General features: G+C 70.3%; 17 protein-coding genes and 1 pseudogene. 10 read left to right on the top strand and 8 right to left on the bottom strand.

The features are described from left to right. Positions 1–153: 153 nt before the first annotated feature. The 6 genes from AB0L65_RS08005 (at position 154) to AB0L65_RS07980 (ending at position 10366) form a co-directional block, all read left to right on the top strand. Positions 154–2685 carry a PA14 domain-containing protein gene (locus tag AB0L65_RS08005; RefSeq protein WP_364241771.1) on the top strand — a complete coding sequence of 844 codons (2532 nt, stop codon included), beginning with the start codon at positions 154–156 and terminating at the stop codon, positions 2683–2685. Positions 2686–3042: 357 nt separating this feature from the next. Further along, on the top strand, positions 3043–4119 hold the full coding sequence (locus AB0L65_RS08000) for an ABC transporter substrate-binding protein (protein WP_364241769.1): 1077 nt from the start codon (positions 3043–3045) through the stop codon (positions 4117–4119). Position 4120: 1 nt separating this feature from the next. Continuing rightward, entirely contained in the window at positions 4121–5980 is a 1860-nt protein-coding gene (locus AB0L65_RS07995; protein ID WP_364241766.1) for a sugar ABC transporter ATP-binding protein, read from the top strand. Next, complete coding sequence (locus AB0L65_RS07990; protein WP_364241763.1) at positions 5973–6932, top strand: ABC transporter permease; 960 nt, start codon at positions 5973–5975, stop codon at positions 6930–6932. The genes AB0L65_RS07995 and AB0L65_RS07990 overlap by 8 nt, the downstream gene beginning before the upstream one ends. After that, positions 6929–7882 (top strand): ABC transporter permease, encoded by a 954-nt coding sequence (locus tag AB0L65_RS07985; protein ID WP_350740333.1) that lies wholly within the window; start codon positions 6929–6931, stop codon positions 7880–7882. The genes AB0L65_RS07990 and AB0L65_RS07985 overlap by 4 nt, the downstream gene beginning before the upstream one ends. 87 nt (positions 7883–7969) lie before the next feature. Continuing rightward, positions 7970–10366 carry a serine/threonine-protein kinase gene (locus tag AB0L65_RS07980; RefSeq protein WP_364241761.1) on the top strand — a complete coding sequence of 799 codons (2397 nt, stop codon included), beginning with the start codon at positions 7970–7972 and terminating at the stop codon, positions 10364–10366. Here AB0L65_RS07980 and AB0L65_RS07975 read toward each other — a convergent pair. From AB0L65_RS07975 to AB0L65_RS07960, 4 genes are all read right to left on the bottom strand, one after another. Then, positions 10363–11277: a pirin family protein gene (locus tag AB0L65_RS07975; RefSeq protein ID WP_364241758.1), complete on the bottom strand. Its 915-nt coding sequence runs from the start codon at positions 11275–11277 to the stop codon at positions 10363–10365. The two genes, AB0L65_RS07980 and AB0L65_RS07975, sit on opposite strands and share 4 nt — an antisense overlap. 45 nt (positions 11278–11322) lie before the next feature. Beyond that, the gene (locus AB0L65_RS07970) at positions 11323–12444 is read right to left on the bottom strand and encodes an MBL fold metallo-hydrolase (protein WP_364241755.1); all 1122 of its coding nucleotides are present in this window, start codon (positions 12442–12444) and stop codon (positions 11323–11325) included. A 162-nt stretch (positions 12445–12606) separates the two neighbouring features. Next, positions 12607–13197 carry a DUF3152 domain-containing protein gene (locus tag AB0L65_RS07965; protein ID WP_350740345.1) on the bottom strand — a complete coding sequence of 197 codons (591 nt, stop codon included), beginning with the start codon at positions 13195–13197 and terminating at the stop codon, positions 12607–12609. Positions 13198–13409: 212 nt separating this feature from the next. Then, positions 13410–14648 carry an FAD-dependent oxidoreductase gene (locus AB0L65_RS07960; RefSeq protein WP_364241751.1) on the bottom strand — a complete coding sequence of 413 codons (1239 nt, stop codon included), beginning with the start codon at positions 14646–14648 and terminating at the stop codon, positions 13410–13412. 149 nt (positions 14649–14797) lie between these two features. On the opposite strand from AB0L65_RS07960, the gene AB0L65_RS07955 reads away from it, so the two are divergent. Further along, positions 14798–15694: a hypothetical protein gene (locus AB0L65_RS07955; RefSeq protein ID WP_364241748.1), complete on the top strand. Its 897-nt coding sequence runs from the start codon at positions 14798–14800 to the stop codon at positions 15692–15694. Here the strand turns inward: AB0L65_RS07955 and AB0L65_RS07950 are convergent. Then, complete coding sequence (locus tag AB0L65_RS07950; protein ID WP_364241745.1) at positions 15681–17240, bottom strand: BTAD domain-containing putative transcriptional regulator; 1560 nt, start codon at positions 17238–17240, stop codon at positions 15681–15683. The two genes, AB0L65_RS07955 and AB0L65_RS07950, sit on opposite strands and share 14 nt — an antisense overlap. Positions 17241–17765: 525 nt before the next feature. Between AB0L65_RS07950 and AB0L65_RS07945 the strand changes: the two genes are divergently transcribed. Both AB0L65_RS07945 and AB0L65_RS07940 read left to right on the top strand, forming a co-directional pair. Next, a complete protein-coding gene (locus AB0L65_RS07945) occupies positions 17766–18197 on the top strand; it encodes a hypothetical protein (protein WP_364241742.1) in 432 nt (143 codons plus the stop codon). A gap of 317 nt (positions 18198–18514) precedes the next feature. After that, positions 18515–18703, top strand: coding sequence for a hypothetical protein (locus AB0L65_RS07940; RefSeq protein WP_364241739.1), 189 nt, complete (start codon positions 18515–18517; stop codon positions 18701–18703). Between the two features lie 218 nt (positions 18704–18921). Here AB0L65_RS07940 and AB0L65_RS07935 read toward each other — a convergent pair. Both AB0L65_RS07935 and AB0L65_RS07930 read right to left on the bottom strand, forming a co-directional pair. Continuing rightward, positions 18922–19257: pseudogene (locus tag AB0L65_RS07935) on the bottom strand (alpha/beta fold hydrolase); the annotation flags it as partial. 209 nt (positions 19258–19466) lie between these two features. Then, entirely contained in the window at positions 19467–20378 is a 912-nt protein-coding gene (locus AB0L65_RS07930) for a hypothetical protein (protein ID WP_364241736.1), read from the bottom strand. Positions 20379–21202: 824 nt separating this feature from the next. Here AB0L65_RS07930 and AB0L65_RS07925 point away from each other — a divergent pair. Beyond that, positions 21203–21352, top strand: coding sequence for a hypothetical protein (locus tag AB0L65_RS07925; protein ID WP_364241734.1), 150 nt, complete (start codon positions 21203–21205; stop codon positions 21350–21352). 351 nt (positions 21353–21703) lie between these two features. Here AB0L65_RS07925 and AB0L65_RS07920 read toward each other — a convergent pair whose 3' ends face one another. After that, positions 21704–22549, bottom strand: a complete 846-nt coding sequence (locus AB0L65_RS07920; RefSeq protein ID WP_364241731.1) for an NAD(P)H-binding protein — start codon at positions 22547–22549, stop codon at positions 21704–21706. Positions 22550–22580: the final 31 nt, after the last annotated feature.

Below are 22580 nucleotides of genomic sequence, written 5' to 3'. Positions count from 1 at the left end.
ATAGTGGACAGGCCAAGATGAGTTCACCTCTGATCGTATGAGAACGAATTTGATCGGAAATCTTGACCGGCTCGGTCCGTCGGTGCTTACTTGAGAGCGTGTCAGGGTCAAAAGCTGTCCGAACCTGATCGGCGCGTTTCGAAAGGACCCCCCGTGCGCAAGCGCCTCGCGTTCCCGCTGGCCGTACTGATGTCACTGTTATGGCAGCCGTCGCTCCCCGCCACCGCCGCAGCTCCCGACCAGGCCGCCGCCGCCCCGAACGGGTTGCGCGGTGACTACTACCTCGCCTCCGGGGCGGGGAAGTTCGACTTCGCCGAGCTGAAAGCCAGCGTCGTCGACCCCAACCTGGAGCTGACAGACCTGAATCCGACGTTCAGGCTGCTGGCCGGCAGGGATGACGACGTCTCCGTACGGTGGACGGGTCAGATCCAGCCCAAGTACTCCGAGACGTACACCTTCTCCATCATCGGCGACAACGGCTTCCGACTCTGGGTGGACGGCAAGCCGATCATCGACCACTGGGTGGACGACTGGGACCGGGAGCAGACCGGCACCCCGATCGCCCTGGAGGCGGGCAAGAAGTACGACGTCAAGGTCGAGTACTTCGAGCACTTCGGCGGTGCGAACCTGCGGCTGCGCTGGCAGAGCCCGAGCCAGCCGAAGCAGATCGTGCCCGCGGAGGCGTTCACGCTGCCCGAGGGGTTCGCGCCGCCCGGACCGTCCGACGCCAGGGTGAACGCGGCCGGTGACGTCGCGGCGCTGACGTTCGCCAAGCCCCTCGGCGCGCTGCCGGCGGACGCCGTCAGCAAGCTGGACATCACGGTCGCAGGCACCAAGTGGCCCACAAGCTCCGTAATCCTGAAAAATCCGCAAACGGTGGAGCTGAAGCTCAAATATCCGATCCCGTCCAAGGCTGGCAGCAGCATCCGCGCCGCCTACAACGGCACCGGCGGCCTCACCTACGCCGACGGCAGCGCGGTCGAAGCCTTCCCGTACGCCTACGTCGCCAACGGCTCCGCCTACATCCTGCGGACGAAGTGGTCCGACGACGTCAACCCGGCCGGCCCGCTGCCCGAGTACCCCAGGCCCCAGCTCGTCCGGGACCGCTGGCGCAGCCTCAACGGCAAGTGGCAGTTCGCCCCCGCCAAGGCGGACGAGGCCGCGCCCGTCGGCCGCGACCTGCCCGAGCGCATCGTCGTGCCGTACCCGGTGGAGTCGCAGCTGTCCGGCATCGGCCGGCACGAGGAGCGCATGTGGTACCGCAGGACGTTCGACGTGCCCCGCTCGTGGCGCGGCGAGCGGCTGCTCCTGCACCTCGACGCGGTGGACTGGCAGTCCACGGTGTTCGTGAACGGCAAGCAGGTCACCACCCACAAGGGCGGCTACGGCCGGATCACCGTGGACGTGACCGACGCGCTCAGGCGCAGCGGCCCGCAGGAGCTGATCGTCGGCGTGTACGACCCGACCGACGCCGGCACCCAGGCCATCGGCAAGCAGCGGCTCGACCCGAGCGGCATCTGGTACACCGCCAACTCCGGCATCTGGCAGACCGTCTGGATCGAGCCGGTCGCCAAGCAGCGCATCGACCGCGTCGACACCGTGCCCGACCTGCGCGGCCAGGCGCTCTACGTGACCGTCCAGGGAACCGGCGGCACGGCGACGGTCACCGCCAGGGACGGCCGCCGCGTCGTGGGCAAGGTGACCGGCCCGGTGGGCCGCGAACTCAGACTCCCGGTGCCCAACCCCAAGCTCTGGACCCCCGACGACCCGCACCTGTATGACCTGGAGGTCAAACTCAAGGACGACAAGGTCGAGTCCTACTTCGGGATGCGCTCCATCGCGGTCTCCGGCAACCGCATCCTGCTGAACGGACAGCCCGTCTTCCAGCTCGGCCCCCTCGACCAGGGCTTCTGGCCGGACGGCAGCTACACCCCGCCGACCGACGAGGCGCTGCGGTACGACCTGGAGCAGACCAAGGCCCTCGGCTTCAACGCCGTCCGCAAGCACGTCAAGGTCGAGTCCGACCGCTGGTACTACCACGCCGACAAGCTCGGCCTGCTGGTCTGGCAGGACATGCCGGCGGCGTTCCGCACGGATGACAGACCCCAGTTCGAGGCCGAACTGCGCGAACTCGTCGACCAGCACCGCAGCAGCCCGTCGATCATCATGTGGGTGCCGTTCAACGAGGGCTGGGGCCAGTACGACCAGGCGCGCATCGCCGATCTGGTCAAGAGCTGGGACCCGTCGCGCCTGGTGAACAACATGAGCGGGATCAACTGCTGCGGCGCGGTCGACGGCGGCAACGGCGACGTCAAGGACTTCCACATCTACCCGGGCCCCGGCAACCCCGGCAAGCCGTCGGGGACGCGGGCGAACGTGCTCGGCGAGTACGGCGGGCTCGGCCTGCCGCTGATCGGCCACACCTGGTCGGGCGGCGGCTGGGGCTACGCGGTCGAACCCGACCCGGAGGCCCTCACCACGCGGTACGTCGGGATGGTCAAGGAGCTCGAGCGACTGCACGCCTGCGAGCAGCTCAGTGCCGCGATCTACACCCAGACCACCGACGTGGAGACCGAGCTGAACGGCCTGATGACGTACGACCGGGCGGTCACGAAGCCGGACGTGAAGCGCGTACACGACGCCAACACGGCCCTGACGAGCGCCATCAACCCAACCTGCACCTGAAACACCCCGCCTGGACCACCGCACCCGTTACACGGCGCGGCTGAAACACCGCACCGGAAACGGCTGACCTGAAACACCGCGCCTTTGAAACGAAAACCGCGCCCGAAACGCCGCGCCTGAACCGCGGGCGTGAACACGGCGCCTGAAATACCGCACCTGAAACACCGTGCGTGGAAGACCGCATCTGGAAGACCGTGCGTGGGACACCGCGTCTGGCAGCCACGCGCGCAGATCCTGCTCGAACCGCGTGCGCCGAGCCCCGCCTCAACCGCGGGCGTGGACACGGCGCTCACGGGTGAACGCCGGTCGCCCGGGCCCCTGTGGCCCGGGCGCCGGGACTGATAGGAAAGGAACGCCATGACCCCCCATATCCGGACAGCCGCATTAACACTGGCCGTCCTCCTCACCGCGACCGCGTGCGCCAAGGCGGAGGCGCCGCAGAGCGCGCCCGCCGCCGCGAGCACGGCGGGGCAGCAGGTCGTGCAGTCGCCCTCCGGCTCGGCCGGGCCGACGTGCACGCTGGATCAGTTCGGCGGGACGAAGTTCGACCTCAAGACGGCCACGGTCGGGTTCTCCCAGTCGGAGAAGGAGGCCAACCCCTTCCGCATCGCCGAGACCAAATCGATCAAGGACGAGGCCGCCAAACTCGGCATCGCGAACCTCAAGGTCACCAACGCCCAGTCGCAGTTCTCCAAGCAGATCACCGACGTGCAGCAGCTGATCGCCCAGGGCGTGCGGCTCCTGGTCATCGCGCCCCTGAACTCCGACGGCTGGGAGCCGGTCCTCCAGCAGGCCGCCGCCAAGAAGATCCCGATCATCACGGTGGACCGGAAGATCAACGCCAAGGCGTGCAGCGACTACCTGACGTTCATCGGCTCGGACTTCTACGAGCAGGGCAAGCGCGCCGCCGACCGCATGATCGAGGCGCTTGGAGGCGAGGGCAGCAAGAGCAGGGTGGCCATCCTCCTCGGCGCCCCCGGCAACAACGTCACCACCGAGCGGACGAACGGCTTCAAGGACCGCGTCAAGGAGAAGGCGCCCGGGATCACGATCTCGTTCGAGCAGACCGGCGAGTTCGCCCGTGAGAAGGGGCAGCAGGTCACCGAACAGCTCATCCAGTCCAACCCCGACATCAACGGCATCTACGCCGAGAACGACGAGATGGCCCTGGGCGCCGTCACCGCGCTGAAGGGCGCGGGCAAGGAGCCCGGCAACATCAAGATCGTGTCGGTGGACGGCACCCGCAGCGCCGTCCAGGCCATCGCGGACGGCTGGCTGCACGCGGTCATCGAGTCGAACCCCCGCTTCGGGCCGCTCGCCTTCGAGACCGCGCAGAAGTTCCTCGACGGGCAGCCCATCCCGGACAAGGTGATCATCTCCGACCGGGACTACGACACGGGCAACGCCAAGGACTCCCTCGGTGAGGCGTACTGACTTGGAACCGGTTCTCGAGGCCCGGGCGGTCAGCAAACGCTTCCCCGGCGTACTCGCTCTCGACGGCGTGTCCCTCGCCCTCCGCCCGGGCGAGGTGCACGCCCTCGTCGGCGAGAACGGCGCGGGCAAGTCCACGCTGATCAAGGTCTTCACCGGCGTGTACCGGCCGGACGGCGGCGAGCTGCGTTACCAGAGGGCTCCCGCCGTCTTCGGCACCCCCATGGAAGCGCAGCGCGCCGGGATCTCCACCATCTACCAGGAGGTCAACCTCGTCCCGATGATGAGCGTGGCCCGCAACCTGCTGCTCGGCCGCGAGCCGCGCGGACGTTTCGGGGTGATCGACGCGGCCGCGATGCACGGGGAGGCGCAACGCGTTCTCGCCGGGTACGGGGTCGCGACCGACGTCCGCCGGCCGCTGCGCACCCTCGGGGTCGGGGCCCAGCAGATGGTCGCCCTGGCCAGGGCGGTCTCGGTGGACGCGCGGGTGGTCATCATGGACGAGCCCACGTCCTCGCTGGAGCCTCGGGAGGTGGAGACGCTGTTCGGGGTGATCCGGCGGCTGCGGGACGCGGGGATCGCCGTCATGTACGTCAGCCACCGGCTGGACGAGCTGTACCGGGTGTGCGACCAGGTGACGGTGCTTCGGGACGGCCGCGTCGCCCACTCGGGACCGCTCGCCGAGGTGGAGCGGCTGCGGCTCATCTCGCTCATGCTGGGCCGCGACCTGAACGAGGTCCGCACGGGCGGCCTCACCCGCTTCTCCCGCACCCGCCACCGCACCACCACCCTTACATCGACTACATCGTCCCCACCGGGCCCGGCAGCATCGGCGCGACTCGCAACGCAGGAGGAACCGGCGGCCTCCGAGGGACCTGCGGTGTCGGCGCGGTCTGGACCGCCGCCACGGCTCGCGGCGTCGGCGAGGGCTGTGCCCGGTTCCGGTGCTTCGGTGAGCGGCGGTGCCTCGACTGACGCGCCACTCGAGTCCGATGAACTGGGCGTTGGGGTGGGTGCGCCTGTGGTCGAGGCGCGGGGGCTCACTCGCCGTCACGTTCTCGACGGCGTGGACGTGGCCATCGCGCCCGGTGAGGTCGTCGGGCTGGGCGGACTGCTCGGCGCGGGTCGGACCGAGACGGCGAAGGCCATCGTCGGCGCGCTCCCGCTCGACGGCGGCCACGTGCTCGTGGCGGGCCGGCAACTCCGTAAGGGGACGAAGGCGGCGATCAGGGCGGGGGTGAGCCTGCTGCCCGAGGACCGCAAGGCCGAGGGCATCATCCCGACCCTCTCGGTACGGGAGAACATCGCGCTGGCCGCCCTCCCCAGTCTGGGTACGGCAGGCGTGGTGTCCGATGCGAAGATCGACCGGGTGGTCGAGATCTTCATGCGGAGGCTGAGGATCAAGGCCGCGTCGCCGCATCAGCTGGTGTCCGAGCTGTCCGGCGGCAACCAGCAGAAGGTGCTGCTCGCCCGCTGGCTGGCCGTGCGGCCCAAGGTGCTCCTGCTCGACGAGCCCACCCGGGGCATCGACGTCGGCGCGAAGGCCGAGGTGCAGGCGCTGATCGACGAGCTGGCCGAGGAGGGGCTGGGCGTGCTGCTGATCTCCTCCGACCTGGAGGAGCTGGTCGAGGGCGCCGACAGGATCCTGGTGCTGCGCGAGGGCGCGGTCGTCGGAGAGCTGTCGGGCGACGAGGTCACCGAGGAGAGGATCATGGCGACGATCGCGGAGCACACGGCCGTGGATCAGGCGCTCGCGGATCAAGAGACGGCGGTGCAGGTGGCTGCGGATGAGGTGGCCGTGGGGCGGGCGGCCGACGATCAGCTGGCCGTGGGGCAGGCGGGCGAGGAGCGGGGCGATGGCTGAGCTCACCGTGCGGGGGCGCGTCGCGGTGCTCAAACCGCGCGTGTTCGCCTGGGTCCAGGACTACGGCGTGTACGCGGCGGTGCTGGCGCTGCTGCTGTTCAACGTGCTGTTCACCCCGCACTTCCTGGACGCCGCGAACTTCCGCACCCAGCTCGTCCAGGTCACCCCCATCGTGATCGTCTCGCTCGGGATGGCGCTGGTGATCGGCACCCAGGGCATCGACCTGTCGGTCGGCTCGGTGATGGCGCTCGCGGCCGCGCTGGTCGTGCTCTACCTCGGGTACGGCTGGCTGCCCGCGCTGATCGTGGCCGTGGCCGGCGGCGCCGTGGTCGGGGCGGCGGGCGGGGCACTGGTCGCGTACGTCGGAGTGCAGCCGATCGTGGCCACCCTGGCGCTGCTGGTCGGTGTACGCGGGCTGGCGAACGTCCTGGTGCCGCAGCTCGTCGAGTTCCGCAACCCGGACCTGATCGCGCTCGGCAGCAGTTCGGTCGCCGGGATCCCGGTCATCGTGCTCATCGCGGCGGCGCTGACCGTGGTCGTGCTGTTCGTGGTGCGGCGGACCACGTTCGGGCGGCAGGTCGTGGCGATCGGCGGCAACCGGTCGGCCAGCGAGCTGTCCGGGCTGCCGGTCAAACGCGTGCTCCTGACCGTCTACGTGATCTCGGGGCTGCTGGCGGCGCTGGCCGGGGTGCTGGCCACGGCCCGGCTGCAGGCCAGCGACCCGACCTCGCTCGGGCTCTTCATCGAGCTGTCGGCGATCACGGCGGTCGTGGTCGGCGGCACCCCGCTGACCGGCGGCCGCATCAGGGTGCTGAGCACGGTCATGGGCGCGCTGCTCATGCAGCTGCTGTCGGCCACGCTGATCAAGCACAACCTGCCGCAGTCGTGGACCCAGATGGTCCAGGCGGTCATCATCCTGGCCGCCGTCTACGCCACCCGGGAGCGCCGATGAACCGTGAACAGGTGAGCCGCATCCTCCAGCAGCACGGCGCCATGATGGTGCTCGGCCTGCTGGTGATCGTGGGCAGCCTGGCGTTCGACTCGTTCGCCACGCCGGAGAACGCGGCCAGCGTCGTCGTGTCCTCGTCCTTCCTGGCGATCATCGCGATCGGGATGACGTTCGTCATCATCAGCGGCGGGATCGACCTGTCGGTGGGGTCGCTGTTCGTGCTCGGCGGCGTGCTCGCCGCGTACGGGTCGCAGTACGGGCTGATCGTGGCGCTGCTGCTGCCCCTGGCCGTGTGCGGGGTGGTCGGCCTGCTCCAGGGCCTGGTCATCGCGCGTACGGGGATGGCGCCGTTCATCGTGACCCTGGCGGGGCTGCTCGGCGTGCGCGGGCTGATGCTCGCGATCTCGAACGAAGGCGCCACCACCTATCTCGTGAAAAATCGGGCCTTCGCCACCCTCGGCCAGGGCGAGCTTCTCGGCCTGTCGTACCCCGTCTACATCACGATCATCCTGGCCCTGCTGGCGATGGTCCTGCTGCAACGCACCGGCTTCGGCCAGAACGTCTACGCCATCGGCGGCAACGAACAGGCGGCGGCCTTCATGGGCGTCCCGGTCGTGCGCACGAAGGTCTACGTGTACGTGATGTCCGCCCTCCTCGCGGGCCTGGCCGGGGCGCTGAACGCCGCCCGGCTCTCCTCCGGGGTGACGATCCTCGGCATCGGCCTCGAACTGGACGCCATCGCGGCCGTCGTGATCGGCGGCACGTTGCTGACCGGGGGAGCGGGCGGCATCACCGGGACCGTGGCCGGCGTGCTGCTGCTCGGCGTCATCCAGAGCCTGATCAACCAGGTCGGGAGCCTGACGTCGGCGTTCCAGCAGGTGGTCAGCGGGATGTTCCTGGCGCTGGTCGTGGTGGCGCAGCGGCTGCTGAGCAAGGCGCAGCGGCTGACGTAAGGCCGGCCGCTCTGCCGCCACGCGGACGGGAGGAAGGTTCACGATTGATGTAAGCCGTTTGCAAGATTCGGCGCTCATAATGCGCGCATGCCGCCGATAACTGAACTCAGAGCAGGAGATCCCTCCGGTCTCGGGGGCTACGAGATCCGGGGACGGCTGGGAGAAGGCGTTCAGGGTGTCGTCTATCTGGGCGTCGACGAGCAGGGGAGGCAGGCGGCCGTCAAATGGCTGCGGCCTGAGCTGGCGGGTGACGGGGCGGCGGCGGAGCGGTTCGCCAGGGAGGTGGCGGCGGCGCGGCGGGTGGCGCCGTTCTGCACCGCGAAGGTGCTGGACAGCGGTGTGTACGAGGGCCGCCCGTACATCGTCAGCGAGTACGTGGACGGCCTGGCGCTGGAGCGCGCGGTGCGCGAGGAGGGGCCGCGCACCGGGCCCGCGCTGCACCGGCTGGCCATCGGCACCGCCACCGCCCTCGCCGCGATCCACCAGGCGGGCATCGTGCACCGCGACTTCAGCCCCGGCAACGTGCTGCTGGGCAGCGAGGGGCCCAGGGTGATCGGGTTCGGGATCGCCAGGGCGCTCGACGTGACCTCCGGCGACACGACCGTGCCCGTGGGCGATTCGGCGTTCCTGGCGCCCGAGCAACTTCTGGGGGATCCCGCCGGACCGGCGGCCGACATGTTCGCCTGGGCGTGCACCATCGTCTTCGCGGCCTCCGGCGCGGGGCCGTTCGCGGGCGGCAACATGCCCGCGAACGTGCAGCGCGTCCTCAACGCCGAGCCGGACCTGGGGCGGTTGGCGGGGACGTTGCGCGAACTGGTCGCGGCGTGCCTGTCCAAGGACCCCGGGCGGCGGCCGACTGCCGAGCACGTGATCCACCGCCTCCTGGAGCACCCGACCTCGAACCCGGACGCCCTCCACCAGGCCGCCGCCGCCCTCGGCGCCACCCCACCGACGGGCGGCCCTTCGGCGGGTGGTGCGCCTTCGGCCGGCGGTGGGTCGTCGAAGGGTGGCGTGCCTTCGAGCGGGTCGTCGGTGGGTGGCGCGACCCCGCCCGGTGGCGCAACGCCGGTGGGAGGCGGGGGTTCGGGGGGTGGGGGGTCTGCGTGGCGATCGCCGGGCGGTGATCGGGCCGGTGGGTCTGGGCCGCAGGCGTGGGCCGGGCAGCCGCCGTACCCCCAGGCGCCGTACCCCCAGGCGCCGTACCCCCAGCAGCCATACCCTCAGCCGCCGTATCCCCCGCCGACCCCGCCACCCCCGCTGCCGCCCCCGGGGCAGTATCGGCCGTTGGGTGGGGATCAGCCGCCGCCGCCCGGAGCCCGGCCGGGGTTCGAGCCGCCCGCCCCCTTCCAGCAGCCGGGCACGCCACCCAGAGGCATCCCGTACGGTGGCCCGCCCCCGCCCGGCGGCAACCGGAAGAACTGGCTGATCGGCGGAGCCATCGCGGGCGTGGCGCTGGTGGCGGCGATCGCCATCGTCGTGGTGACCGTCATCAACCTGCCGCCCAAGCCGCAGGCGCTCCCCACCCCCGTTCCGAACACCACGACGGCGTCCCCGAGCCCCACCGTGTCCCCGGTCCCGACCGCGAACCTCACCCCGGTCCGGCTCCCCGACACCGACGCCACCGTGTACGAGAGCCCGGACGACCCGGTCAGGCTGACGACGTACATGGTCAAGGACACCAAGTCCAAGGACTGGGTGTACTACGCCCGCGACTCCCTGACGGGAGGTTTCACGAAATATCAGGACCAGTGGGAGAGCATCCTCTCCCCGGACGGCCGCTACCTCGCCCAGCGTGGCAAGAACTTCATCGACCACTACGACTCCGTGGAGATCACCGACAAGACGACGGGCGAGCGGTTCTCGGTCAAGACCTCGCGGCAGCCGCTCAGCGCGTACATCCAGGCCTGGTCCCGCGACAGCGCCCGCGTGCTGCTCAACGTCGGCAACCCCGTCAAGGACACCTGGCAGTCGACCGGCTTCGCCATCGTGGACGTGACCACCAGGAAGGCCACGGTCGCCTCCCTCAGGGAGAGCTCGCTGAAGGACATCAGGTACGGCTTCGACGACACCGACACCGGCGTGGTCGCCATGTCGATCGACGCCGAGCAGCAGGCCCTGCGCTTCTTCGACGCGAGCGGCCTGCGCGTCCGCCGCATCCCGAACGTCGGCGCCGGCATCGCCGACGAGCTGTTCTCGCCGTCGGGCAGGCGGTTCGTCACCGACTGCCCGGGTCTGGAGAGCGGCAACAACTGCGTGTACGACAGCCGCACCGGCGCCGAGGTGAAGCGGATCGAGTCGGCCTGCGGCGGCCTGGCCGCCTGGTTCGACGACGATCACCTGCTCTGCTGGGTGCGCCCGGACGGCACCTCCGACAAGCAGCAGGTCCAGGTGATCGACTTCACCGGGAAGATGGTGCGCCTGCTGGCCGAGGTGCCGACCAGGGGCGACGACATCGAGGTCGTCTACACGTTCAGGAAGGGCTAACGCACCCGCCCGCGCGGCTTCAGCCGGATGGCGGGCAGGACGGGCGCGGGGAGCGGCGCCCCGTCGAACCCCTCGACGGCGCCGAACCCCTCGCCCTCCATCCAGTCCTCGCGGAACGCGGCGATCTCGTCGTGGGAGCGGCCGACGAAGTTCCACCACATGACGATCTCCTCGCCGAAGGGCTCGCCGCCGATCAGCAGGACCCGGCCGCGCCCCGACAGCCGCAGCGCGGAGCGCCCCGGCGGCAGGTACACCAGCGGCCCCGGCTCCAGCTGCTCGACCGCGCCGTCGAGCAGCAGCACGCCGTGCTCGAACCCGGGCGAGAGCGGCACCTCGCACGCGCCGTCCACCGCGACCTCGGCCCCCACCAGCGGGCTGAACGCGGTGGCGGGCGATGCGACCCCGCCGAGCGACCCCATGGCGACGATCGCCTCGAAACCGGGCCCCGCGAGCACGGGCAGCGCCGGATGGTGTTCGAACGCGGGCCCGGTGTGCCGGTGCTCGCCGGGCAGCGCCACCCACAGCTGCACCCCGTGCAGCACCGTCTCCCGCGACTCCTCCGAATGGGAGATGCCCCGGCCGGCGGTCATCAGGTTGAGCTGGCCGGGGCGGATCTCCTGAAGGCTGCCGAGGCTGTCGCGGTGCAGCACCTCGCCCTCGACCAGCCAGCTCACCGTCTGCAGCCCGGTGTGCGGGTGCGGCGGCACCCGCATCGTGGCGCGCTGGGGCCCGTAGGCGTCCACGAAACACCATGCGCCGATCATGCGCCGGTGCACGCCCGGCAGCGTCCTGCTCACCATCATCGCGCGTGGCCCGCCCAGCGGCACCTCGCGCCCCACCAGCACCTCGCCGTCCGCGCCCGCCTCGGCGCCGCAGCGGATCTCCTGCGGGTCAAGCTCCAGGTTGCTCACGCCATGACTGTACGGGCAGCGGGGGCGCCTTCGGCGCGCAGGGGTTCAGCCGAGGATCTCCCACCAGCCCTCCACCACCTGGGCGGCGGAGGTGTCCACGGCCTCGCCGGGCCGGGGGACGGCGATCTTGACGTCGCGTGCCTTGGACTCGCGCCACAGCCGTTCCACCGGCTCGGACCACGGGTGCAGGGCCAGCGTGAAGGTCGCCCAGTGGACGGGGAGCAGCAGCGAGCCACCGAGGTCGAGATGGGCGTTGACGGCCTCCTCCGGGTTCATGTGGATGTCGGGCCAGGCGGGGCTGTAGGCGCCGATCGGCATCAGCGTCAGGTCGAACGGCCCGTGCGCCGACCCGATGCCCCGATAGCCCTCGAAGTATCCGGAGTCGCCCGCGTAGAAGACCCGCTTGTTCGCCCCGGCCACCACCCAGGATCCCCACAACGTGTCATTACGGGTGAAGGCCCGGCCGGAGAAGTGCCGGGCCGCCGTGGCGACGAAGCGCAGCCCCGCCACCTCGGCCTCCTCCTCCCAGTCGAGCTCGATGATCCGGAACGCCGGCACGCCCCACCGCTCCAGGTGCGCCCCGATGCCCAGCGGCACCAGGAACGGGGCCTTCTGCGTCCTGAGCAGCGTGCGCACGGTCGCCAGGTCGAGGTGGTCGTAGTGGTCGTGCGAGATGGCGATGGCGTCGACCATCGGCAGCTCGCCGAGCTCGACGGGCACCGGGTGGTGCCGCTTGGGGCCGACGAACTGCGAAGGGGAGGGCCGCTTGCTCCACACCGGGTCGAACAGCACCCGCTTGCCCTCGATCTCCACCAGCGTCGAGGCGTGGCCGTACCAGATCGCGCGCAGGCCGTCGGCGGGCGGCGGGCCGGACGGCGGGACCCGCAGCGGGATGGGGCCCGCGGGGCGGCGCTGCTCCTTGTTCTTGGCCAGCTCGCCGAGCAGGCCGGCGGGCGGGGCCGTCATCATGGTGGTCGGCTCCGGCATCGGGTTGTAGAACGTGCCGTCCCTGAACTGCGGCGAGCGGCGCATCCGCGCCGCCCGGTCCGGCCCCGACGTCAGAGGCCGTACGCCCAGCTCGGCGGGGACATCGCGCAACGCCCAGCCCGCAGCCGCCAGGGCCACGCCGCCCGCGAGGACCCGCCGTGCCGTACGCATTCCTGCCATCAGCCACACTCCCCTGGAAAGTCTGTGCATCCCGCTCAACCGAGCGGGATTCCCCGGTGTTCCCGTCCTACGATATATCGCGATAGGTCAGGCTGCTTCGATCGTTTCGCCGACGCTCCCCAGCGTGCGGCGACCTCATCGACCGGAAGAACCTACCGGTCGTCATCCTCGCGCCTCGCGGCAGCCCCTGCCGTCACCGGGCGGGGTGTCGCCACACCCGGGTTCACGGCCCCGGTCGGGGAAGGGCCACGGGTTGGGGCGGCAGCGGTCCAGCGACTTCGACTGCTGGGTCATGACCGGGGCGAGCCTCCCGGGCCCGGGGCAGGGCTCGTGGCCGTGCCCCAGGCTGTGCCCGACCTCGTGGCTGATCAGGTAGGCCCGGTACGCGGTCAGGTCGCCGCGGTACTGCGGGACGCCTTTCGCCCAGCGCAGGGCGTTGATGACCGAGCGGGTGCCGTTCCAGCAGGACAGCTCGCCTCCCGTGCGCAGGGGCTCGCACTGGAGGGTCGTGAGCAAGGGACTCGACAGGGCGACGCGGACCTGCACCGGGCCGTGGTCGACGCGTTCGAAGCGCGCCCAGCCGCGTACGTCGTTGAGCACCCGATGCACGTCGGCGGCGAACGCGGCCGGCTCGAACGGCAGGCCGGACTCCACCTCCACCAGGTACCGCACCACCTCCCCGGACCCCGGCCGGGCGGGCGCGCCGCCGGGCACGACCGTGTACCGGCCCGAGGCCGCGTACGGGACCCACACCTCCTTGGCGGGCGGCCGTTTCCTGGGGGAGGGGGAAGGCCGGCTCGGCGAAGGCGAGGGCGAGGGGACGGGCGCAGGTAGGGGAGCGGGCGGCGCGGAGGCGCAGGAGGTCACCAGCAGGAGCAACATCAAGAGTGCGAGCAGCGGCAACGCGGCCTCCCCACGGCGTCACGGTGGGGAGGAATCTGATGTTACGTGAGTGCTTGCTGTGATTATCCGACGGCGGGCGCGTACGGCGTGATGTCGATGGGCGGCTCCTCGCCGAGGGCGAGCGCGGCGGCGATCTCGCCGGTGAACGGGCCCGCCGTCAGCCCGTACGCGCTCAGGCCCGTCGCCACCACCACCCGCCCGGTCAGCGGCCCGATGAGGGGGGAGCCGGGGGCGTACACGGGACGTAGGCCGACCCTGGTCTCCGCGACGGTCGCGTTGAACAGCCCGGGCGCCACCCGCAGCCCCGCCTGGATCACCTCGTCCAGCCCGCCCAGCGTGACCCGCGGGGCGAACCCCACGTCCTCCACGGTCGCCCCGATCACGACGCGGGAGTCGGGGAAGCCCAGCAGGTACGGCCCGACCCGCGGCAGCACGATCGGCCACCACGCGGTGTCCACGCCCTCCAGCGTCACGTGCATGATCTGCCCCCGCCGGGGGAACACCGGCAGCTCCACGCCCAAGGGCCGGCACACCTCGCCCGTCCAGGCCCCGGCGGCCACGATCACCATGTCGGCGTCGAGCGGCTCACCGTCGCCGGCGAACCGGCGCGCCCCCGTCGGCACGGGAGGCTCGGCCGCCCGCGCGGTGGGCGCGCCCTGCCGCCAGGACCCGCCCTGATCGAGAGGCCCGTCGGGCACGCCCGCGGCCGCCTGGGCCGGGATCCACGGCTCGCCCTCGGCGTGCGCCTCGCCGGCCGGGGCGTGCACGATCACCTCGCCGCCCGGGGTGAGCCGCGCGGCGCCCACGCGTACCTCCGCCCCCTGCGCCGCGGCGGCGCGCAGGAGCTCGTCGCGGACCGAGCAGCCGTCCACGCGCGCCGCGCCCGGCACGAGGATGGCGCTCAGGTCGTCGGACAGCGGCGGGAACAGCTCGGACGGGGTCGCCACGTCGACGACGTCGCCCATCTCGGGCGCGCCGGCGTGCCGGCGGCGCAGCAGGGCGCGCACCGGCTCCAGATCGACCGGATCCGCGGCGACCAGCAGCGCGCCCACCTTGGCGTAGCCGATGTCCTCGCCCAGCGCCTCCACCAGCCCCGGATAGCGGCGGGTGCCCTCGCGGGTCAGCTGATACCAGTCGTCGTCCTCCGGGTGGTCCACCCACGGGCACACGATGCCGGCCCCCGCCTGGGTGGCCTCGCCCGGATATCCGCCGTCCACCACGGTCACCGCGGCGCCCCGCCGGCTCAGGTAGTAGGCCGCACCGGCCCCGACGATGCCGCTCCCGATCACCACAACACGCATGCGTCCCATGATCCCAGTCCGCCTGGCCTCGGCTGATACGGGGATCGCCCCCTTACCTACCGCATACCCCCGCGCGGGCCTCTCAGTGCTCGCGCACGTCGCTCGGCGCGGGGGCTGGCGCGCGGGCTCCGGACGGTTATGGTCAGCGCATGGACGTCGCCGTCACGAGGATCGACCTGCCGTGGCCCGCCCGGGTCGCCGCGTCGGACGGGACCACGGTCTGGTGCTCGGCGGCCGGCCGGATGCGGGTCTACACCGCCTCCGGCACACCGCTGGACGGCGGCGAGGCGGTGCGGCTGCCGGAGCTGAGCTCCCTGGCGGCTGTCCCGGCGACCGTGCCGCGCACGGCGGGCCTGCCGGGCACGTTGCCCGAGACCGTGGTCGTGCCCAGGACGTTCGCGGGGCCGCCCCACCTGGGCTCGTTATCCGAAAGCCCGCTGCGGGGAACGCTGGCGGGGACCGCGGAGGGCCGGGTCCACTGGCTCGACCCCACCGGAGCCCCGCTCGCCGACGCGCCCTTCGACGGCCGCGTGCTCTCGGGCGGCGGCGAGATCTGGGCCGTCGGCGCGGAGCGGGCACGCAGGCTGACCGCGCCCGGCGACTTCGGCGAGCCGGTGGAGTTACCCGGCCTGGACCAGTGCGCGGTCGAGGGCGAGCGGCTGTGGTGGACGTCGAAGCGGGACACCTGGCTGCGCGGCGGCCCGCGGGAGGTGGACCTCTGGACCCGCGAGCGCGGCGGCATGACCGTCTGCGCGGGCTCCCTGTGGATCAGCGTGGCGGGCGGCCTGGAGCGGGTGTCCGCCTGGTCGGGGGAGCCGCGCCGGTTCGTGAAGGTGCCGAAGGGGCCGGTGCCGTTCCTGGTCTGCGCGAACGGGGTGCTGGCGGGCGGGGAACGCGACCTGTTCGTGCTGGATCCGGCCGTGGGGCCCGGCCTCCGCGTGATCCGGCTGGGGCTGAAGGCCGGCCTGGCCTTGGTGGTCGCGGCCGGCAAGCACATCTGGGCCTTCCCCGCCGACCGTCCCCAGGCTCTGATCATGCCGTTGTGAGAGCGCCGCCGGAACCGGCCAGCGCGGTGAGGGGGAACTCCGGGTGGGTGGCGGCTCGGGCGGCCACGATGACGAGGGCGAGAGGCAGCCCCGCACACCGGGCGATGATCTCGTTCACCACTTGGGGCTCGGCTGCCACCCGCGCCGGTCCGAGGCGGTGGACCAGCAACTCGCGTGCTTCGGCGTCGGACAGCGGATCCAGCCTCAGCGGGTGGGCGCCCTCCGCGGCGACCAGGCCGGAGAGCCGGCTGCGGCTGGTCACCACCACCAGGCAGCCTGGTGCGCCGGGCAGCAGCGGACGGACCTGCTCGGCGTCGCGGGCGTTGTCCAGCACCACCAGCATCCGCCGATCCGCCAACAGGCTGCGGTACAGGCCGGCCTGCCCGTCCGGGTCGGGCGGGACACGGTCCGGCGGTACCCCAAGCGCATCCAGGAATCCGGTCAACGCCTCCGCCGCGGCCACGCAGGACCCGCTCGGGTCGAAGCCCCTCAGGTTCACATATAACTGCCCGTCACCGAATCGGTGGCGCACCCGATGCGCCCAATGCATGGCCAGTGCGGTCTTGCCCACTCCGGCGATACCGGCGATCAAGGAGACCCGTAACCGGACCTGATCGTCGGATCCCAGCGTGTCGTTCAGCCGCTTGAGGTATCCGGTGCGGCCGGCGAACGCCGGCACCTGCGCCGGGAGCTGCGCCGGCTGCGGACGCTCCGATCCATCAATATCCGGTGGCTGTCGTACGGGCCTGCGCACTGAGGAAACCGTCGGCGCGGGGTCCGGCGCGCCGGCTGCGAGAGTGACCGCTTCTCCGCGGAGGACGGCCGTGTGCAGTGAACGCAGCTCGGGACCGGGCTGGGCGCCGAGTTCGTCGGCGATTCGCCGGCACGCCCTTGCGTAGACCTCCAGAGCTTCGGCACCACGGCCGGCCAGGCTCAGAGCCTGGATCAACCGGGCCACCAAGGACTCCGCCAGCGGGTAGTGGACGATCAGCTCTTCGAGGCGTTCGATCACCGGCGAGTGCCGGCCCAGGTCCAGCTCGGCCTCGGCCCAGTCGGTCACTGCGCCCAGGCGCTGTTGCCGGAGCCCTTCGCGGACCCGCGCCGCCCACCCCCCAGCCATCCCGTCCAGTGGGGATGCCCGCCATAGGCCGACGGCCTCGCCAAGCAGGGCAGCGCGCTCCGGCCGGCGGCGGTGATGGGCGCGGGCCTGCTCGACCAGCCGCCGAAACCGGTGAAGGTCGATGCGATCGATGTCCATGATCAGCTGGTAGCCGTCCGCCCGGCGTTCCAGCGCGATCTGTCCATTATCGAGATGTCGTGCCTGCTCCAGCACGCGGCGGGAGCGTGCGACATAGGTGTGCAGCACCTTGCGGGGTTCGCGCGGTGGGGCGTCGTCCCTTATCCGATCGATAAGTGTCTCTGTGGCCACCGGGTGCCCGGCATCGACGGCCAAGGACGCGAACAGGATCCGTTGCTTGGCCGGCCCGAGATCGAGGTTGCGGCCCCCGGCCACCAACTCGAGCGCGCCCAGCAGCCGAAACTCCACTGCGCGTCCCCCCATCGGCGCGAAACCCGGCAGGTCCGGCGGCAAAAGCCATCGAACCTCAATTGTCGGTGGCCATTCAAGAAAGGCGAAAGATTTCTGAAGGCGATCCCATTTACCTTTGTCACGTCCGCGCTCATGGTGGAACCGGCAAGGGGCGATGTGACGAAGAAATCACATAGCGTACATGGCCGGTGGTCGATCGTCTGCACGGGAGGAGTGGGATGCGCATCCGGGAGATGGTTCGTGTTCTGATTGGACCTGGAACACGGGCAAAGAAATCCGGCACGCAGCGGTTCCGGCCAGATATGACTACGACTCCATCAGGAGATTCCTCCACACCGAACGTCATCTGGCACGTATCGGCAAGGCTCTGGCACCTATGGCCCAGGGATCGATCAGTGTGGGCTGACCGCGCGGAGAAAGAATCGCGGACGGGGATCCCGGGTTCGCGCGTCCCACGCAATCATCTTTCGTCGAATCTGCCTCGATGTCTCACGCACCAGGCCAAACGAAGGAGAAACTCCGATGGATCTCGGAGAAAAGCATCCCATCCCGAAAACGAGGAGAAAACTCCTGAGCGCGGGGGCCGCGGTGGGCATTGCCACCGCATTATTGGCCGCCGCTCCCACCTCCGCGATGGCGGCCGGCGGCGGCTGCCTGAATTACGCACGCAGCGGCTGGAACATCGGCGTCTGCAGTTCGGACAACGGCGTTCGGGTATCAGGCGATGTGTACATCAACGCCCGCGGCTCACTGGGCAGCTCGTGCGTCCTCATCTTCGGTATCTTCAACATCACACGGGACAAGACAATGGTGTCCACGTCCGTGCCATGCAGCCTGGGCAGGTCACCGGAGATCCACACGCCCAAGGAGGCCGGTCACCGTTACCAGAACACAGCGCTGATTGAGGTCAACGGCAACTACGTGGTGGGTGGAGTAAGCAAGACCACCTACTGAGCCGGCGCCGGTCCTCCGCTCGCGTCCGTTCCACCTGCCCGCCACCTGCCCGCCACCTGCGGAAACGTCCCGTGCAGCGTCATCGTGCCGCCGAGCGCCGGACTCATCCCTGAACGGCCCGACCGGAACCGGCCCCCGGCAGGCGGCTGCGGTTGCCCAGCGTGACCTGCGGTCACGGTGCTCGTTCGGGGTAGTGTGGCGCGATTCTTACCAGCGGGCCGTCCACCTCCAACCGGTGTACAACCGGGTTCCAAGTGATCCACAGTTCCGCTGCGATGGACTCCTTCTCGTTCCGACGGGTGAGAAGGAGTCCATCGATGTCGCGTTTCTCCAGGGCCGGTAAGCGAGTCAAGGTCGTTATGCTCGGGGCCCTCGCCGCCGGGCTGATCAGCGGCGCTGCTGCGGCTCCCGCTCAGGCGATGCCCAACGACGGCCACGTCACCATCTGGGAGTGGTGTTTCGACTGGGAGGGCGGCTTCTACGGTCAGTGCGGTCACGACCTGTGATCTGACGCCCCGGAAACGGCGAACGGCGCTCCCCGAGAAGCCCCGGATCGGGCGCCGTTCCTCTGTCGTCGAGGGTCGCTCTCAGGCGGAGGTTGCCCGCTCTTATGCGGTGTCCAAGGGTTGGGTGTCGAAGCTTGTCGCTCGCTACCGGGCCGAGGGCACGGCCTGGTTGTCCCCGAGCCGAAGACGCGGCCTCGCTCGTCCTACATCCGCTTTGAAGCGGCGCTGCCGCCCACGCCCGCCAGCGACTCCCACATGTCGGCAGGAGGGATGACGTCTATCACGCCGAGGTGAGCGACGGCGTCGGGGTGATCCAACGCGGCGCGGAAGGCGACCAGCGCTCCACGGTCATGACCGACCAGGCTGAAACGTTCGTGGCCGAGCTGCCGCATCAGTGCCACCATGGTCGCCGCGGTCACACGCTCGGCGTATTGCTCGTGCCCACCCTCCGGCTTGGCGCTGGCCCCGTAGCCGGGCAGGTCGGGACAAATAACGCGGAAGCCGTCTGCCGGCGCCGGAGCGACATGCCGCCAGGTCAGATGGGTCTGCGGGAAGCAAAACGGGTCGGCGGCAACACTGAAACCGCGCCCCAGGCCGACTCAACATCAGTAACCAGTAAGTACGGCAAGCCTCGGCCGCTGGGATCGACGCGAACAGTTCCTCCAGCAGCACACGCCGCTCGGACAGCGGACGGCGCGTCAGGTCGAAAATCACGTAATGAACGGGCTCATGGCTTTCAGCCGGGCCCAAAAGCGTGACCGCGTCAGCTGCCGAATTCCTCGGCGATCTTCTGATCGATGGCCTCCGACTTGGGGGTGTAGACCCGATAGAAGTCCTTGCCGCACTCCAGATCGTCCAGAGCGGCCTTGATCTCCTTGTCCAGGTACGGCTTGGCCTCGGCGGCGGTGAGCCTGGCTCCGAAGGTCCGGCCGATCTCGCCCTTCTTGGAGGGCGACGGTACGTCGGGAACATCCTCGCGCTGCCTGCGGCCGATCTCGTCCTCCTGGTCGAGGAAGGCGTTCCAGCCGCGGGTCGACAGTTGCGTCGGCCTGGTGCCGGAGACCTTGTATCCCTTGCCCGTCAGGCACGTGGCCATGCTCGATGCCAGCTCGACCAGTTCGGCGTCGCCGTCGATCTCGCGCTCAGTCGCCTTGTCCGAGGCGGCGGCGAGCTGGTCGAACAGGTCCGTGTCGGACGTCACCTTCTTGCCGAGGGCCTGCTTGGCCGCGACGACGGCGCAGGCGTTCACGGCCTTCCAGTAGCTCTTGCTCTGCGCAGGGGAGAGCTTCGTCCAGATGTCCCCGTTGGGGTCGGCCCCTGACAGGTCGGGCATGTTGTCGGGGGCGTCTGGGCCCTTCGGGTAGACGTATGACGAGAAGACCCCGAAGCCGTACTTCGCCCGCTGGGCCTTCAACGCCTCATAGTCGCCGGCTCTGCGCTTGCGCTCCCCGTCGGTCAAGGGATCTTCTTGCGGCACGTAGGCGATGTATCTGAAGCCCTTCTGTTTCATGCAGTCCGCCTTGACGGATTCGAACTGGCGTCTCTTCTCCTGTGCCGTCGCGGCCGACGTCGAGGGAGGTGAAGCGCCCTTCCCAGCCGGCTCGGCGTCGGCGCCGCAGCCGCTGAGCACGATCGTCGCAGCCAGGGTCAAGGCGGTCTTTCTGATGGCGTTCATGGTCGGTCTCCCCGTATTTCAACGTCACGCGCGCACGCGACCGCCGAGGCTTCCGCCCGGCGCGCGTGAGCTGCTTCTTCCGTGGCTCGCGTACGAGCCGGCTACCGTCCGATCGGGTAGGTCATGCGGGTCCGGCGGCAAGCGGCCGGTGCCGAGCACTGCCGCGACAGTCGCCCGCCTGGACGTGCTGTGGCCCGTCCCCCCGTGACCCGGTCGGAGGCCGTGGATGCGACTATGACGATCAGCGCCAATGTGGATCTTTCTGGCATGCCCGGCGACAATACTCTGTTCAATGAAGTATGGTCAACCGCGGTAGCCTCCACCACCCCCGCTCGGGTTGCGCGACCAGCCCTGAAACTCAGGTCCGCCCTCGATGAGGGCCGAGAGTCTCAGAAGCCCCGTGGGCGTCCTCGACCGCCATGGCGCGCATCAGCGCCCTGCCCCTTGGAAACGATCACGTAGCGGCCCCCTTCCGCGTCGGTGCACAGGCGCAGGAACGCCGCACTCTCGCGTTTCTGCGAATGGCACGGCACGTGATCAGCTCGTGCGCTATCGCATCTGGCCATGCACGCTACCGGCCGGGCCACTTGACCGGGGCGGTTGTTCGCACCGGCCTGAAATCCTGGTCGGCGCCGCCGAAGGCCACGCCGGCCGTTCCGCCCCGACCTTACCGGCAGGCGTCACGGTGCTCGGCATGGTGATGCGCGCCCGGTGCGTGGAGACACGCACGCCGGGTGCCGCCTAAAATCATGAGCTGCCTCCATCAATACATGATCTTGATGAGGGCAGCGACAATACTTCTTTTAACGTAGCATGGTCAATGGGTGAAGGTGGCCGGCTCGTCCAGGAGCGCCCGCACCGTCGGAGCGCAGTGCGCCTGGGGCGACTACCTCAACAACCCGCCGGCCGCGCACCTCGGCCTGACCTACCCACGAGCCGCGATCAACCGCAAGCCCCGGCGAGCCGACATGTGATGCGCTTGCCGCCATCCACGGCGGAGCAGAACGACAAGGTGGCGCCAGGGCAAGGCACAGCGTCGGTCGAGCACGGCGAAAGTGCTTGGCACCAGTCGCGGACGGCGTAGATGCCGACCAGGTCGCGGCACAGAGCGGCGATTCGTCATCTGGCGGCAGGGGACACGTTCGAGAGCGGAAGGTCGCATCCGCAGGTAGGCGCGGATCCAGCAGAGCTCATCAGCCGACAGCACCTGGCCGGCGGCGCGGTCCAGGCGCCCGCTCCTGTCTGCTCGGTCCTGGCGGCTCACGATGGTCGGGCGGATTCGGATTCGGCGGCTCCTGCCCGGCCATCGCGTCTGCCCGGTCCCGTCAGGCGGCCCCGAAGTCGGCTCGGTGGTCGATGGCCCACTGCGCCAGAGCGCGGCCCGGTCGCCCGGTCACTGCGGTGACGGGACGTGGGACGTCGGGGACGGTGAGGGTGTCGTGCCAGTAGTCGAGCAGCATCTTCATCATCGGCTCGGGGATGAACTGTGCGGTCTCGGCGCGGAACTCCTCGGGCGTGATCTCCACCAGCGAGATCTCCCGTCCCAATGCCTCGCCGATGATCGCCACCTGCTCGGAGCGCGTCAGAGCCTGCGGGCCGGTGAGCGGGATCGCCTCACCCAGATGGTCGTCGGAGAGCAGGGCCTCGGCGGCGGCCTCGGCGACGTCGTACTCGTGAATCGGGGCCTGTGCCGATGCGAGGTATGGCGCCCGGATCGGTGCGCCGGAGCGAATCTGCCAGGCCCAGGAGAGCAGGTTGCCGGCGAAGGTGCCGGGCCGCAGGATCGTCCAGGCATCGGTGCGGTCGGTCACGGCGGCCTCGACCACGGCGTGATGGAGCTGGCTCGCCGAGCCGTGGTCGCGCTGGAACTCCTTCGCGGCGGCGAGGGAGGACAGCACGGTGAAACGGTGGACGCCGTGGGCGACGGCCGCGGTGACGAACGCGTCGACGCCCTGGGCGGGGAAGACGAAAGCGCGATCGACACCGTCGAACACCTCCGACCCGAGCGTGGCGGCGTCGGCCAGGTCGCCGGCGACGACCTCGACCCCGGCAGGCAGGTCTGCGTCATCGGGCTTGCGGGTCAGCGCACGCACGGCAGCGCCGCGGGCGAGCAGGGTCGTGACGAGGTGACGACCGACGGCGCCGGTCGCGCCGGTGACAAGGATGGTCAAGATGGTGCACCTTAAGGAAATGGTGCCGGTC

Origin of the sequence: Nonomuraea sp. NPDC052116, from assembly GCF_040680035.1 — a bacterium.
Taxonomy (GTDB): domain Bacteria; phylum Actinomycetota; class Actinomycetes; order Streptosporangiales; family Streptosporangiaceae; genus Nonomuraea; species Nonomuraea angiospora_A.
This window is presented reverse-complemented; position numbering and strand designations above follow the sequence as displayed.